This is a genomic window from Pseudarthrobacter sp. RHLT3-21, from assembly GCF_059383495.1.
In genome coordinates this window covers 1-13,511 of record NZ_JBWZCI010000020.1, presented here as the reverse complement: position 1 = coordinate 13,511, position 13,511 = coordinate 1, and the positions used below count along the sequence as shown (strand labels likewise).

The following is a 13,511-nucleotide window of genomic DNA, read 5'->3' as shown; positions in this document are numbered from 1 at the left end:
CAGTTCGGCGAGGTCTGGCGGATTCGTGCCGGCTGACTAAACGGTGGAGTCCAGCGACCCGTCCACGAGTTTGATGATCATGGAGCAGTCCTTGCCGGACTGCCCGGCGTCGACGAGCCGCTGGAACAACTGCTGGACGTGCCTGCCGATTTCGAGCGGCGTTCCGGTGTCCTCGGCGGCGCTGATGGCCAAGCCGATGTCCTTGTTGGCCAGCTCCGTGGTGAAGGTGGGCGCGAAGTCATTGTCTGCAGCGGCGGTGGAAACAACCCCGGGAACGGGATACCAGGTGCGCAGGGCCCAGCTGTCGCCCGAGGAGACCGAGGCGATGTCCCAGAAAACCTGCTTGTCCAGCCCCAGCCGGTCCGCCAGGACGGCCCCTTCTGCCGTGGCGGCCAGGTTGATGAACAACATCAGGTTGTTGCAGATCTTGGCTGCCTGGCCGGTGGTGGCCGCACCCGTGGGAATGATATTGGAGGCCATCGGGCCGATGTAGCCGGTGGCGTCGGCCACCGCGCCTTCTTCGCCGCCCACCATAAACGTGAGAGTTCCGGCTTGGGCGCCGCTCATGCCGCCTGAAACGGGAGCGTCCACGAAGCGGAAGCCGGCGGCAGCTGCGGCGTCGTGCAGTTCCTGCGCGGCGGCGATGTCAATGGTGGAGGAATCCACCAGGAGGGTGCGACTGTCAGCGTGTGCGAGGACTCCGTCCTCGCCGAGGTACACGGCCTTGGCATGCTCACCCTTGGGCAGCATGGTGAACACCACGTCCGCACCGTTAACGGCGTCGGCTATGCTCTGGGCCGGCTTCACTCCCCCGGCTTCAGCGGCTGCCACCGCTGCCGGATTGAGGTCAAAGCCACGGACGTCGTGCCCGCTCTTTGCAAGGTTTGCCGACATGGAGCCACCCATGTTTCCCAGACCGATCCAACCGATTACTGCCATGATTGCAAGCTCCTTTGCTTGGTGTCCGAGCCGATGGGGCCGGACGCTCTGTGTCCACCATCACACCCTGCTACAGTGCAATCAAGGAGAAAAAGTACAGACACCATGTGCACTGATGCACATAAAGAGAAGGACCGCACGTGAGACGGCTTCCGAGCCCTGACGATCTGCTGATTTTGCTGACGGTGGCCCGCCTGGGCCGGTTCAACGCCGTCGCCGAGACATTAGGCACAACCCACACAACCATTTCCCGGCGCATCCTCGCCCTGGACAGACAACTGGGCGGCCGGACACTGGAACGCAGCCCCCACGGCTGGGAACTGACCGAGCTCGGGGCCTCCGCGGTAGCCGCCGCCGAGGCCATCGAGGAAACCCTGGGCTCGCTGTCCGGTCTCATCAGCGATGACCGGGGCGGCCTCTCGGGGCTGGTGCGGATCAGCACATCAGACGGCTTCGGTGCCGAGTTTGTGACGCCGGCCCTCGTCCGGCTTCAGCACCGGCACCCGCTGCTGAACGTGGAAATGCTCAGCGCCACACGAAAGGTTAGCCAGAACCGGTCCGGCGTGGACCTCGAGGTGGTGGTGGGCCGGACCGATGTCACCAATGCACAGACGATCTTCCTGACTAATTACTTCCTGCGGCTCTACGCCAGCCCTGGCTACGCCGCCGAGCGCGGGCTGCCCGAAACGCTCGACGGCGTGGGGCAGCACGGCTTTGTGTCTTACGTGGAGTCGGCGCTCCAGGTGGCAGAGCTGGGACACCGGTCCTCGCAGCTGCCGATGCCGAAGTCCAGTTTCCAGGCCACCAGCATCTTTGCCCAGGTGGAGGCGGTGCGCAGAGGTGCGGGAATCGGCCTACTGCCGAATTTTATGGTGGCAGGAAAGCCCGAGTTTGTCCCTGTGCTCCCCGACGCCTTCCAACGCCAGCTCCCCATCTGGGCCGTGGCACGCCCGGAATCACTGCGGTCGGGCCAGGTCCAGGCAGTCATCGCCGCGCTGAAGGAAGAAGTGGACGAACGCCAGGAACTGCTGGCAGGCTGACAGGGCACCATTCCCCGGCGGGCGCCGGCCGCTACGCCTGGAACAGCCGCCGGACCACCTGACCGTTGGCGAGGGCATCAAGGCCCTCATTGATTTCGGTCAACGGTTTGGTGTCCGTGTGCAGCAGCTCCACCGGCAGCTTTCCCTGCCTCCAGTAATTGAGGAAAAGCGGAATATCGCGTTCCGGCACGGCGTCGCCCATATAGGAACCCAGCAGGCGCTTGCCCGCCCCGGCGAACTGCAGGGCCGGGACGGTCAGCTTCGCGGATGGGTGCGGCAGGCCCACGGATACCACCGCACCCCCTCGTGTCACGAGCTCCAGGCACGAGGCAATCACCCGGGCTGAGCCCACGGCTTCGATGGCAACGTCCACACCGTCCCCCGTGGCCCGGGCAATCAGTGAGGCGGCCTCCTCGGGGGTGCCTGCGGCTGTGGCGCCACAGCCGCGGGCCAGTTGGTGCTTGCCCGTATTCGGGTCAATGGCGATCACGGCCGACGCGCCGGCGACGGCCGCAGCCATCACCGCGGACAGCCCCACGGCTCCCAGCCCGAAGACTGCCACGGACTGCCCGGCCGTCACCGCAGCCGTGTTAAGCACGGCGCCCATTCCAGTGAGCACCGCGCACCCGAACATGGCCGCCACAGTGTCCGGGACGTCGTCGTCAATAGCCACCACGGACTCGCGCGCCACCACGGCATAGTCGGCGAAGGCCGAGACGCCCAGATGGTGGTTGATCCGCCCGCCCTCCGGGGTGCGGAGCAAGGCATCGCCGTGCAGCAGGTCGCCGGAGCTGTTGACTTCGGCGGCGCGGTGGCAGAGCGCGGGCCGGCCGGCGGAGCAGGCCCGGCACTTCCCACAGCTCGGCACAAAAACAAGCACCACGTGGTCCCCCGCTTTGATGTCCTTAACGCCCTCGCCCACGGCGTCGACGCGGCCTACTGCCTCATGCCCCAGTGCCATGGGGAGGGGCCGGACGCGGGAGCCGTCCACGACGGACAGGTCGGAGTGGCAGAGGCTGGAGTACTTGATGGTGACGCCCAGTTCACCGGCACGGGGTTCGGGACGGTCCAGCTCCTGCACCACCAGGGGCTTTGCGTCGGTGTAGCTGGTGCCGGGCGGGACGGTGGAGTAAAGAACTGCTGCTCGCATGGAAGTTCCTGACCTTCGGGGTAAAGGGGCTGGCGTGCTGCTGCCCGGACCTGCATGCGCGGGTCCGGGCAGCAGCTATGCGCTGGTGTTGCCGCGTCCTGGCGGGCCTACTTCCTGGCGGCCGCCAGGAGATCGGCGGTGCCCTGGGCGTCAGCGGCGTCGACGTCGTGCAATGAGATGCCGCGGGTTTCCTTAAGGAAGAACACGGAGACCGCTGTCACGATGCAGGCAGCCAGCAGGTAGAGAGCCACCGGAGTGGAGGATCCGAAGCTGGCCAGGAGCGAGCTGGCGATGATCGGTGCCAGCGAACCTGCCACAATCGACGTCACCTGGTAGCCGAGCGAAACGCCCGAATACCGCATCCGGGTGGGGAACATCTCCGCCATGATTGACGGCTGTCCCGCGTACATCAGTGCGTGAAAAAGCAGGCCGATGGTGATCGCGGCCAGGATGACGAGGTCGTTGGCGGTGTCCATCATCGGGAAAGCGAAGAAGCCCCAGGTTCCACCGAGGACCGCACCGGCGATGTACACAGGCCGGCGGCCAAAAGCATCGGACATCTTGCCGACGAGCGGGACAGCGCATAAGTGGATGAAGTGCGCCACCAGCAGGAGCAGCAGGATCCGGGAGGTGTCCGTCTCGACCACAACTTTGAGGTAGGTGATGGAGAACGTGACCACGAGGTAATAGAGGATGTTCTCCGCGAACCGCAGGCCCATGGCCGTAAAGACGCCCCGGGGGTAGCGGCGGAAGACTTCCCCGACGCCGTAGCCCTTCTTCTCGACAGTGACTTCCTTACGCGCCTCCAGGAATATCGGTGCGTCCTGGACCTTGGTGCGGATGTAGTAGCCGATCACCACGATCACGGCAGAGAGCCAGAACGCCACCCGCCAGCCCCAGCCGAGGAAGTCAGCGGAAGAGAGGGTGGAGGACAAGGTGAACAACACGCCCGTGGCAAGGAGGTTGCCCATCGGGACGGCAGACTGTGGCCAGCTTGACCAGAATCCGCGCGACTTGTTCGGGCTGTGTTCGGCCACGAGAAGAACCGCGCCTCCCCATTCACCGCCGACAGCGAAGCCCTGCACGAAGCGCAGGAGCACGAGCAACGCCGGCGCCCAGTAGCCGATCTGCGCGAAGCTGGGCAGGCAGCCCATCAGGAAAGTGGAGACGCCCACCAGGATGATGCTCAGCTGCAGGAGCTGCTTCCGGCCGAACTTGTCACCGAAGTGTCCGAAGACAATCCCGCCGATGGGTCTGGCGACGAATCCCACCGCATACGTGACAAACGCTGCAATGATGCCATCCAGTTCCGTTCCGGAATTGGGGAAGAACATTTTGCCAAAGACCAGGGTGGCTGCGGAGGCGTAGAGAAAAAACTCGTACCACTCAACCACGGTGCCGGCCATGGAAGCCGTGACGACTTTTTTCAGGCCTGAGGTCTTGACATCGGTTTCCACTGCTCGCCTTGCGGCGGAGTTATCCGTGCTCATGCGTGAACTCCTTCGGCGTCTCCATCGACACCACTGGGGACCAGACGTTGGCGGCCATGCATGACGTTCACCACGACGCGCCGGGTCCCACGAGTATGGACTGGCGACGGGTCATGCTCAACGACGAAAAGCGCAGAACCTATCTGCATTTATGCACATGTGCCCTGTCCGGCTCTATCCGGGCTGGGTTCCGGCTCTGTCCCGGCCCTGTCCGGCTCAGTCGGCGAGATGCCGCCGGAGCTGGGCGCCGAGCTGGCCGATCTCGGTCAGGAAACCGTCGTGGCCGATCGGAGCCGCAATAACGTGGACGTCCACGTCGCCCGGGAGCGCGTCAGCCAGCTCACGGGACTGCGACGGGAAGTACAGCCGGTCACTATCCACGGCGGCCACGAAGAACCTGGCGGTGGCACGGCCCAAGGCCTCATTCAGCGAGCCCCGCCCGCGGCAGACATCGTGGCTCATCAGGGCGTCGGTGATGGCGATGTAGCTGTTGGCATCAAAGCGCCGCACCAGTTTTTGGCCCTGGTGGTCCAGGTAGCTTTCCACCTGGTAGCGGCCCCGCTCCCCCAGCGCCGCCGCCTGGAACGGCGATTCCGGGTGCTGGGCCGACCGGCCGAAGCGGCCATCGAATTCCTCTGCGGAGCGGTAGGTGATGTGCGCAATGCGCCGGGCCAGGGCCAGGCCGTCCTCCGGCAGCGGACCGCCGTAGTAGTCGCCGTCGTTGAAATTGGTGTCCTGGCGGATGGCGAGCGTCTGCGCCTGGGCGAACGCGATCTGTTCGGCCGTGCTGGCGGCACCGATCGAGATGACGGCGCAACGCTGTACACGTTCCGGGTAGGTGACCGCCCATTCCAGGGCCCGTGCGCCGCCCATGGAGCCGCCCAGCACGGCATACCAGCTCGGGATGCCCAGCTGGTCAGCCAGCCTGGCCTCAGCCGCTGTTGTATCCCGCAGTGTCACCAGAGGAAAACGGGACCCCCACGGCGTGCCGTCCGGGGCAACCGAGGACGGCCCGGTGGAGCCGTAGCAGCCGCCCACAATGTTGATGGAGACCACAAAGAACCGGTCCGTGTCCACCGGCGCCCCGGGTCCGGCCAGCTGTTCCCACCAGCCGGGCTCGTCACTATCGCCCCGTGTCACGTGCGTGCTGCCGGTCAGGGCATGCTCAATCAGGACGGCGTTGGAGCCGTCCGCGTTGAGGGTGCCCCACGTTTCATAGCCGAGGGTGACATCCGGGAGGTACCCGCCGGCCTCGAGCTCGAGGCCACCAATGCTGGCGTAACGGACCACACCGTTACCGGGGGCTGCAGTTCGGGAAATCGTAATCGTCATGGCAAGGACCTTTTCTACGCGCTTGCCCACCGTCAATTGACCGGCAGGCCAGGTCCTCACCCGGGGCACCCCGCCGCGAAAGAGGGTTGCCGGCCAGCAAGCCGGGGCTGTCGCTGGCACTCATGACCTGCTTCGAGTGTACGAACAGCCCCGGTCCATTGCTAAGCGTGTGACTGGTTGTGACTTTGCGGGGGCCTTACTTCCCCTGGCCTGCCGCGTCTTTGTTAGGCTCCGCCGCGCCCTTGGCCGCCCGGAAGCCGGCTTCAAGGTCGGCGAGGATGTCATCGATGTGTTCGATGCCCACGGACAGGCGGACCAGTCCCGGAGTGACCCCGGCGATGGCCTGCTGCTCGGGCGAGAGCTGGCTGTGCGTGGTTGATGCCGGGTGGATCACCAGTGAACGGACGTCCCCGATGTTGGCCACATGGGAGTGCAGCTCCAGGGCATCCACGAAGCGCTTCCCGGCCTCTGCGCCGCCGGCCAGGTTGAACGCGACCACCGCACCGGTGCCTTTGGGGCCGTATTTGCGGCCGCGCTCGTACCACGGGCTGGAGGGCAGCCCGGCATAGGCGACGGATTCGACGTCGTCCCTTGCCTCAAGCCACTCCGCGACGTTGACGGCATTGGCCACGTGCCGTTCCACCCGCAGGCTCAGCGTCTCCAGGCCCTGGGCGATGAGGAAGGCGTTGAAGGGTGACACTGCCGAGCCGAGGTCGCGCAGCAGCTGGACGCGGGCCTTGAGGATGTAGGACAGGTTGGCGCCGAGGGCTCCGCCGGCCCCAAGGTCACGGGCGTAGACCAGCCCGTTGTAGGTGGGGTCCGGGGTGTTGAAGCCCGGGAACCGTTCCGGGTCCGCGCCGAAGTCGAAGTTACCCGAGTCCACAATCACCCCGGCAATGGCAGATCCGTGCCCGCCGAGATACTTGGTGGCGGAGTGGACCACAATGTCCGCGCCCCATTCGAGCGGGCGGATGAGGTACGGCGTGGAGAGGGTGTTATCCACAACGAGGGGCACGCCGGCGTCGTGGGCGGTCCGGGACACACCCTCGATGTCCAGCACGTCCTGGCGGGGGTTGGAGACCACTTCGGCGAAGAAGAGCTTGGTATTGGGCTGGACAGCATCGCGCCAATGGTCCAGGTTGTCCGGGTCAGCCACAAACGTGACGGAGATGCCGAACTTCTTGAGGGTGTGCGCCAGGAGGTTATACGTCCCGCCGTACAGGCTGGGGCTGGCTACGACGTGGTCACCGGCCTCGGCAATGTTCAGGATGGCAAAGGTTTCAGCGGCCTGTCCCGAACTCAGCAGCAGCGCAGCGAGTCCGCCCTCCAGGCTGGCAATCCGCTGTTCAACAGCGTCCTGCGTGGGGTTGCCGATGCGGGTGTAGATCGGCGCGAGCTCTGCGAGGGCAAACCGGTTGGCGGCGCTTTCAGCGCTCGGGAAGACGAACGACGTCGTCTGGTAAATGGGGAGCGCCCGGGCGCCGGTGGCGCTGTCCGGTTCCTGGCCAGCGTGGATCTGGCGGGTTTCGAAAGACCATCCGTTCGACATTCAATGCTCCTTGACGTGGTGTGGCACTGCTCGGTTGCGTTCAGTGTAGGAAGACTTCCCGGACGGGAACAGGATTGTGACGAACGTGGTCAGTCGGCGGCTTCTTCTCCTACATTCAGGGCGGAATGTCCACTCGTGACGCAACAGGAATCCGGTAAGGCTACCCTTAGCTGAGAGCCGGATCACAAAGTGCCAAGATGATGGCATGCGCATGGATCACGTCTCTTACGCCTGTGAACAAGATGGCCTCGTTGCCACCACCGAACGTATTTCGTCCGCCCTCGGCGTTGAAGCCGTGAAGGGTGGAGTGCACCCCCGGTTTGGAACCCGGAACATGATTATTCCCCTCGCCGGCCACAAATACCTGGAAGTTGTGGAGGTCCTGAACCACCCGGCATCGGACAAGGCTCCCTTCGGGCAGGCTGTCCGGGCGCGGTCCGAGGCCGGCGGCGGCTGGATGGGCTGGTGCGTCGAAGTGGACGACCTCGCTCCGTTCGAAGACCGCCTGGGCCGTGCTGCCGTGAACGGCAACCGCAAGTTCCCGGACGGCCGTGAGCTGGTCTGGAAGCAGATCGGCATCCTGGGCCTGATCGCGGACCCGCAGGTCCCGTACATGCTCAAGTGGGAGGGCGACCCCGCCCTGCACCCGTCCAACGCCTATGAGAGCAACGTCAAGATGAGCTGCCTGACCATAGCCGGTTCCGCCGCACGCGTGACGGAATGGCTGGGTGAACCCGTCGAGAAGCCGCTGGAGGATGTGGCCGTTGACTGGGTGGCTCCGCATGGAACCCCTGGCATCCTGTCCGTGACCTTCGAAACCGCTACGGGCGCAGTCACCATCTGATTGCACGTTCAATAGCTTCGGCCGCCATCAGCGGGTGCCAATGATGCCACCCACCGATGGCGGCCGAATCCCTTTAAGGCCGGGCCTGCTTCACTGCGCCTGTGACGCACGGGAACCACGGCTGACCTACCCCAGGCCCACAGCCCGGCCAAAGAGGCTGAAGCCAACGAAGGCCACGAAGTCCAGCAGCGCATGCGCGATGACCAGCGGCATAACCCGTTTGGTCCTGGTGTAAAGCCAGGCGAACACCACACCCATCACTGCGTTGCCGATGAACGGCCCGAAGCCTTGGTACAGGTGGTAGCTGCCGCGGAGCATCGAGCTCGTGAAGATGGCCAGGGGCATGCTCCAGCCGAACTTGCCGAAGCGGTCCAGGAGATAGCCCACCACGATGACCTCCTCCACCACGGCGTGCCGCAGCGCGGACAGGATCAGGACGGGAACGGTCCACCAGTACGAGTCGAGTGCGCTGGGGATGATGGCGGTGGTGATCCCCAGGGCACGTCCCGCGGCATAAAGACCCAGTGAAGGAATTCCGATCAGCGCCGCGAGGCCAAAGCCCTGCAGCAGATCGCGGCCCGGCCTGGCGAAGTTGAAGCCCAGCTTCCGGAATGCCGAACTGCCGTGGCTGCTCACGCCAGCGCCGGACTGCCGCTGGTCCGTGAGGAAGTAGATGACCAGCAGCACGGGCACAAGGGCAAAAACGATGTCCAGCAGCTGGTACGTCAGGTCGAAGTATTCGCGCGGGCTCTGTGACCGGTTCAGCGTGGACGTGCCTTCGGCCAGTGGGGCCCGGGTCATCTTGTCCAGCAGCTGCACCACCGAGTAGACGGCGGACTGCCCCAAGGAAAGGCCCAGCACAATCCAGACTTCGATCCGCAGCCTACGGCGGGAGGGAACCAACATGGTTCCATCTTGCCTGTAGTTTCTGGTTCTTCGCTGATTAGGGTGGCCAGCTCGCCGGGGCTCACCAAAAGTGAGAGAGCGTCCGCCAAAAACTCACCAAAAGTGAGAGAGCGTCCGTTGCGGGGGCACCTATGCTTGGGGCTTATGAGCGCGCCAGGGAAAATCTTTATGATCCGGCACGGCCAGTCCGCGGCCAACGTCGATACGTCCATCTACAACAGGGTCCCGGACTACCGGATTCCGCTGACTCCCCAGGGCCTGGCGCAGGCCACGGCGGCCGGCGAACGGATCCGCCGCGAGCTGGACGGCCGCCAGGTCTGCGTCTACGTTTCCCCGTACCTTCGGGCGCACCAAACCCTTGAGGCCCTCAACCTTGGCAACCTCACGGAACGGGTGATCGAAGAACCGCGTCTCCGTGAGCAGGACTGGGCCAATTTCCAGATCACCGGCGACATCGAGGACCAGAAGGAACTCCGCAACGCTTACGGCCATTTCTTCTACCGGTTCAGGGAAGGCGAATCCGGCTCCGACGTCTACGACCGGATCTCCTCGTTTATGGAGACTCTGTACCGCCACTGGTCCAAACCGGACTACGCCCCCAACACGTTGCTGGTGACCCACGGGCTCACTATGCGCCTGTTCTGTATGCGCTGGTTCCACTGGTCGGTGGAGTATTTCGAATCACTCAATAACCCGGACAATGCCGCGGTGCGGACCCTTCTGCGCACCGATCTGGGCAAGTACGAACTCGATATTCCGTTCAGCCAGTGGGTGGACCGCCGGGTGGACGAGACTGTCCTGGATTCGCCGCCGATGATTTTCTAGGGGTTGTTGCTGGCCGCTCAGTGCGGGGCAACGATCACTTCGGTGCCGTTGGCTTCGAACGCCGCCTTGTCCTCGGCGGAGATACCGGAGTCTGTGATCAGGCGGTTAAACGCGTAGCCGTCCATGGTGGCGAACGCTCTGACCCCAACTTTGGAGGAGTCAGCCAGGACATAGGAAACCCGGGCCCGGCTGGCCAGCAGGGCATTCACGGACGCTTCGCCCTCCCCCGTGTTGGTTGGGCCCATTTCGGGGTCGATGCCGTTCACACCAATGAAGGCGATGTCCATAACCACCTTCTGCATGATGATGTCGGTGTACGGGCCCACCAGTTCGTAGGAGCGGGGGTTCAGTATGCCGCCGGTCACCATGACCTTGATGTTGGGGCGGACAGCCAACTGCGCAGCGATATTGATGGCGTTGGTGACCACCGTCAGGGTGGGCTGGTTTGCGGGAGCGTTCAGGTCCTCCCGCGTTGCCAGGATCTGCGCGAGGGCGGTGCTGGTGGTGCCGCCGCAGAGCCCGATCACCGCTCCGGGTGAAATGAGTGCCGAAGCCGCCTGGGCGATCTGTTCCTTGGCTTCGGCGTGGTCGTCACGGTTGTATCGGCCGGGGAGGTCGTACGATAGGGCGCCGGTGGTGGCTCCGCCCCGGGTGCGGGTCAGCAGCCGTCGCTTGGCCAGGCTGTCCAGGTCACGCCGTGCCGTGGCCGGCGATACGCCCAGCGTGCCCACGATTTCTTCCACCTCCACCTGGCCCGTTTTGGCGAGGATGTCCAGGATGGCCGTCAAGCGGTCGGTGCGGGTCATGGGGGGCCTTTCAGCGTCAAACAGTCACCAGATTATGACGTTATCTGATCATAACAGTCCGTAATGATCATTTTGCGTCATGAAATGGGAGCCTGGCTACCGCGCCCGCACACCGGCCCGCCACACAGCGTACGTCAGCGGCATGCCCGGGCGGTAAGCGAGATGCGTGGCCGAGGGGGCGTTGAGCATGTGCAGGTCTGCCCGGTGCCCGACGGCGAGCGAACCCACCGCCCGTTCGCCGTCGGCGTCGTGCCCTGCCTCCCGGTGCAGCGCCAGCGCGCCTCCATAGGTTGCGGCACGCACCGCTTCGTGGACGCTCAAGCGCATCTGCAGCACGGCAGTAGCCATGTTGAACGCCATGGAGCTGGTGTAGGACGTACCCGGGTTGCAGTTGGAGGCCAGCGCCACCTGCACACCGGCGTCCAACAGTTCACGCCCCGGGGCCAGCGGCTGCCGGGTGGAGAGATCGCACGCGGGCAGGCAGGTTGCGACAGTGCCGCGGACCCCCGTGCCGGTTCCCGGGTTCCAGCCGGACCAGCTTTCCGCCAGCGCCGCCACGTCACGGGCCGACAGATAGTTCACGTGGTCCACGCTGGCTGCCCCGAGTTCCACCGCGAGCTGCACGCCGGGGCCTTCGCCGAGCTGGTTGCCGTGGACGCGGATCCCCAATCCGGCGGCGCGGCACGCCTTCAGCACACGGCGGGACTGCTCCGCGGTGAAGGCGCCTTCCTCGCAGAACACGTCCGCCCACCGGACGTACGGCCGGACGGCTTCAAGCATGGGCCCGCAGACGAGATCGGTGTAGGCGTCCGCGTCGGTGCCCGCGGGGACAAGGTGGGCGCCGAGGTAGGTGACTTCGTCCGCGACGGTGGAGGCGATCCGGGCGCTCCGGGCCTCGTGCTCAATGTCCAGCCCGTACCCGGTCTTGGTTTCGAGGTAGGTGGTGCCCTGCGACACGGCCTCGGACACGCGCGCCATCGCCAGCCGGGTGAGGTCGAAATCGGACGCGCGCCGGGTGGCGTCCATGGTTACGGCGATACCCCCGGCAGAGTAGGACTCCCCTGCCATCCGTGCCTCGAACTCCGCAGTGCGGTCACCGGCGAAGACCAGGTGCGTGTGGGAATCCACCCAGCCCGGCAACACGGCCCGGCCGCCGGCGTCCACGGCGTCGTCGGCCGCCGGCGCATCCGCTGCGGCACCGAGCCAGGCGATCCGTTCGCCCTCGACCACCACGGCGGCATTCTTAAGGACCCGGTGGTCCAGGTCCTGGGTCATCAGCTCGGCGATGTTGGTGATCAGGGTGCTCATGGGTTCCATTGTTCAGCGCCGGATGGACCAGCGCGTGGCGGCCAGCGCCTCCGCTGTCCGGGATGCCGGATGGTGGGCCGCACTGGGACGGTGCCCCGCGCCCTGTCCTGCGAGGTGTCCGGCGCCCTGCCCGGCCAGGATCTGCGCGGCGGCGAGCTCCGCCATGGCCGATGACGTCTGGAAACCGTACCCGCCCTGACCGGCGAGCCAGTAGAACCCTGGTGCTTCGGCGTCGAACCCGGCCACCGGGACGCCGTCGGCTGCCTCGGTCCGGAGACCCGTCCACGCGGTCCGGACTCCGCGGATTCCCAACGTGGTCAGCTGGTTGAGCTCCACGATCAGCCGCTCGATATCGCCGGGCCGCGGCCTGGCGTCCTCGGGTCCGCTGGGTACCGTTTCCGACGGCGAGATCAGCACCTCGGTGCCCTCCCGGCGGAAATAGAACGTGTGGTCCGCTGCCGCCACCATGGGGCTGTGCCCGGGCAAGGGACGTTCGACGTCGACAATCGCCGCAGTGCGCCGGTACGGCTGCAGCCCGAGCTTCTCCACGCCGCTGATCACGGCGATTTCATCAGCCCAAGCGCCAGCCGCGTTGACCAGCACACCGGCTTCGAAGGCTTCCTGCCCGGCCCCGATCTCCCAGCCCGAGCCCAGCCGCTGGGCGGAATGTACGCGGGCGCCGGTGATGATGTCGGCGCCTGCGGCCTCAGCCCGCAGGCGGTGGTCTTCCAGCAGCAGCGGGGCATTGCAGCCGAAGGATCCGGTATCCAGGCCTGCGGCGGAGAAGGACCCGGAAACCAGCGCAGGGCACAGCTCCATTGCCCGTTCATGCGTGATGGCATTCATGTGGCCGCTGGCCTCGGCGCGGACGGACTCCTCTGTGCCGATGAGCATAAAACTCCGCGGCGTCAGGACAGGTTCCGGCAGTTGCGCGTCCCGGGCCGCCATCAGCTCAAGGGTCCGGACCGTGAGTTCCTGCACCACCTCAGGGCCGTAACTCGGAATAAGCTGGCGGGCGGAGCGGGAGGACGTGTGGTACGCCAGCTCCTGCTCCGCTTCCACCAGCGCCACACTGCAGCTGCCCGCGAGCGCGGACGCCAGGGACAGGCCGGCGATGCCGCCGCCCACAATCAGGACGTCGTAGTGTGCTGCCATGGCTCCATCCTTGCAGAGTTGCCCTGCGGCCGCGCCGGGCACCCGCCAGGGGTTTAGCCCCAATGCCGTTCACTTAGCAGGGGTGTGTTAATCTTTCGGCATGGCGCGTAGTGGATGGGTGACCCCGGTGGGTCCGGAGCGGTTGAGCGATCATGTCTCTTTGGGTG

Annotated in this window: 12 protein-coding genes and 1 riboswitch; of the genes, 3 read left to right on the top strand and 9 right to left on the bottom strand. The window is 65.5% G+C overall.

The features are described 5' to 3' along the window. Window positions 1-36: 36 nt before the first annotated feature. The gene (gene mmsB / locus AC50YA_RS17535) at window positions 37-939 is read right to left on the bottom strand and encodes a 3-hydroxyisobutyrate dehydrogenase (RefSeq protein ID WP_494983511.1); all 903 of its coding nucleotides are present in this window, start codon (window positions 937-939) and stop codon (window positions 37-39) included. Window positions 940-1,079: 140 nt separating this feature from the next. Here mmsB and AC50YA_RS17530 point away from each other — a divergent pair, with 140 nt between their 5' ends. Beyond that, window positions 1,080-1,979 carry a LysR family transcriptional regulator gene (locus tag AC50YA_RS17530; RefSeq protein ID WP_494983510.1) on the top strand — a complete coding sequence of 300 codons (900 nt, stop codon included), beginning with the start codon at window positions 1,080-1,082 and terminating at the stop codon, window positions 1,977-1,979. Between the two features lie 31 nt (window positions 1,980-2,010). On the opposite strand, the gene AC50YA_RS17525 is transcribed toward AC50YA_RS17530, so the two are convergent. From AC50YA_RS17525 to AC50YA_RS17510, 4 genes are all read right to left on the bottom strand, one after another. Then, window positions 2,011-3,129 (bottom strand): zinc-dependent alcohol dehydrogenase family protein, encoded by a 1,119-nt coding sequence (locus AC50YA_RS17525; protein WP_494983509.1) that lies wholly within the window; start codon window positions 3,127-3,129, stop codon window positions 2,011-2,013. A gap of 107 nt (window positions 3,130-3,236) precedes the next feature. Then, window positions 3,237-4,619 (bottom strand): MFS transporter, encoded by a 1,383-nt coding sequence (locus AC50YA_RS17520; RefSeq protein ID WP_494983508.1) that lies wholly within the window; start codon window positions 4,617-4,619, stop codon window positions 3,237-3,239. Between the two features lie 216 nt (window positions 4,620-4,835). Next, window positions 4,836-5,951, bottom strand: a complete 1,116-nt coding sequence (metX, locus tag AC50YA_RS17515; protein ID WP_494983507.1) for a homoserine O-acetyltransferase MetX — start codon at window positions 5,949-5,951, stop codon at window positions 4,836-4,838. A 13-nt stretch (window positions 5,952-5,964) separates the two neighbouring features. Further along, window positions 5,965-6,079, bottom strand: a riboswitch (SAM riboswitch). A 68-nt stretch (window positions 6,080-6,147) separates the two neighbouring features. Beyond that, window positions 6,148-7,500, bottom strand: coding sequence for a bifunctional o-acetylhomoserine/o-acetylserine sulfhydrylase (locus AC50YA_RS17510; RefSeq protein ID WP_494983506.1), 1,353 nt, complete (start codon window positions 7,498-7,500; stop codon window positions 6,148-6,150). A 205-nt stretch (window positions 7,501-7,705) separates the two neighbouring features. On the opposite strand from AC50YA_RS17510, the gene AC50YA_RS17505 reads away from it, so the two are divergent. Beyond that, window positions 7,706-8,344 (top strand): VOC family protein, encoded by a 639-nt coding sequence (locus AC50YA_RS17505; protein ID WP_185263043.1) that lies wholly within the window; start codon window positions 7,706-7,708, stop codon window positions 8,342-8,344. Between the two features lie 126 nt (window positions 8,345-8,470). Here the strand turns inward: AC50YA_RS17505 and AC50YA_RS17500 are convergent, their stop codons facing one another. Next, the gene (locus tag AC50YA_RS17500) at window positions 8,471-9,250 is read right to left on the bottom strand and encodes a CPBP family intramembrane glutamic endopeptidase (RefSeq protein WP_494983505.1); all 780 of its coding nucleotides are present in this window, start codon (window positions 9,248-9,250) and stop codon (window positions 8,471-8,473) included. Window positions 9,251-9,394: 144 nt separating this feature from the next. On the opposite strand from AC50YA_RS17500, the gene AC50YA_RS17495 reads away from it, so the two are divergent. Then, entirely contained in the window at window positions 9,395-10,075 is a 681-nt protein-coding gene (locus AC50YA_RS17495; RefSeq protein WP_494983504.1) for a histidine phosphatase family protein, read from the top strand. A gap of 17 nt (window positions 10,076-10,092) precedes the next feature. Here the strand turns inward: AC50YA_RS17495 and AC50YA_RS17490 are convergent, their stop codons facing one another. The 3 genes from AC50YA_RS17490 to AC50YA_RS17480 all read right to left on the bottom strand — a co-directional run bounded on the left by AC50YA_RS17490 (window position 10,093) and on the right by AC50YA_RS17480 (window position 13,344). Further along, window positions 10,093-10,881, bottom strand: a complete 789-nt coding sequence (locus tag AC50YA_RS17490; protein WP_494983503.1) for a DeoR/GlpR family DNA-binding transcription regulator — start codon at window positions 10,879-10,881, stop codon at window positions 10,093-10,095. 96 nt (window positions 10,882-10,977) lie between these two features. Further along, a complete protein-coding gene (gene hutI / locus AC50YA_RS17485; protein ID WP_494983502.1) occupies window positions 10,978-12,189 on the bottom strand; it encodes an imidazolonepropionase in 1,212 nt (403 codons plus the stop codon). A gap of 12 nt (window positions 12,190-12,201) precedes the next feature. Beyond that, entirely contained in the window at window positions 12,202-13,344 is a 1,143-nt protein-coding gene (locus AC50YA_RS17480; RefSeq protein WP_494983501.1) for an NAD(P)/FAD-dependent oxidoreductase, read from the bottom strand. Window positions 13,345-13,511 lie beyond the last annotated feature (167 nt).

Bases quoted from the DNA above. Each gene is read 5' to 3' on its own strand.
- mmsB (WP_494983511.1), bottom strand. From the start codon at position 939: ATGGCAGTAATCGGTTGGATCGGTCTGGGAAACATGGGTGGCTCCATG.
- AC50YA_RS17525 (WP_494983509.1), bottom strand. From the start codon at position 3,129: ATGCGAGCAGCAGTTCTTTACTCCACCGTCCCGCCCGGCACCAGCTAC.
- AC50YA_RS17520 (WP_494983508.1), bottom strand. From the start codon at position 4,619: ATGAGCACGGATAACTCCGCCGCAAGGCGAGCAGTGGAAACCGATGTC.
- metX (WP_494983507.1), bottom strand. From the start codon at position 5,951: ATGACGATTACGATTTCCCGAACTGCAGCCCCCGGTAACGGTGTGGTC.
- AC50YA_RS17510 (WP_494983506.1), bottom strand. From the start codon at position 7,500: ATGTCGAACGGATGGTCTTTCGAAACCCGCCAGATCCACGCTGGCCAG.
- AC50YA_RS17505 (WP_185263043.1), top strand. From the start codon at position 7,706: ATGCGCATGGATCACGTCTCTTACGCCTGTGAACAAGATGGCCTCGTT.
- AC50YA_RS17500 (WP_494983505.1), bottom strand. From the start codon at position 9,250: ATGTTGGTTCCCTCCCGCCGTAGGCTGCGGATCGAAGTCTGGATTGTG.
- AC50YA_RS17495 (WP_494983504.1), top strand. From the start codon at position 9,395: ATGAGCGCGCCAGGGAAAATCTTTATGATCCGGCACGGCCAGTCCGCG.
- AC50YA_RS17490 (WP_494983503.1), bottom strand. From the start codon at position 10,881: ATGACCCGCACCGACCGCTTGACGGCCATCCTGGACATCCTCGCCAAA.
- hutI (WP_494983502.1), bottom strand. From the start codon at position 12,189: ATGAGCACCCTGATCACCAACATCGCCGAGCTGATGACCCAGGACCTG.
- AC50YA_RS17480 (WP_494983501.1), bottom strand. From the start codon at position 13,344: ATGGCAGCACACTACGACGTCCTGATTGTGGGCGGCGGCATCGCCGGC.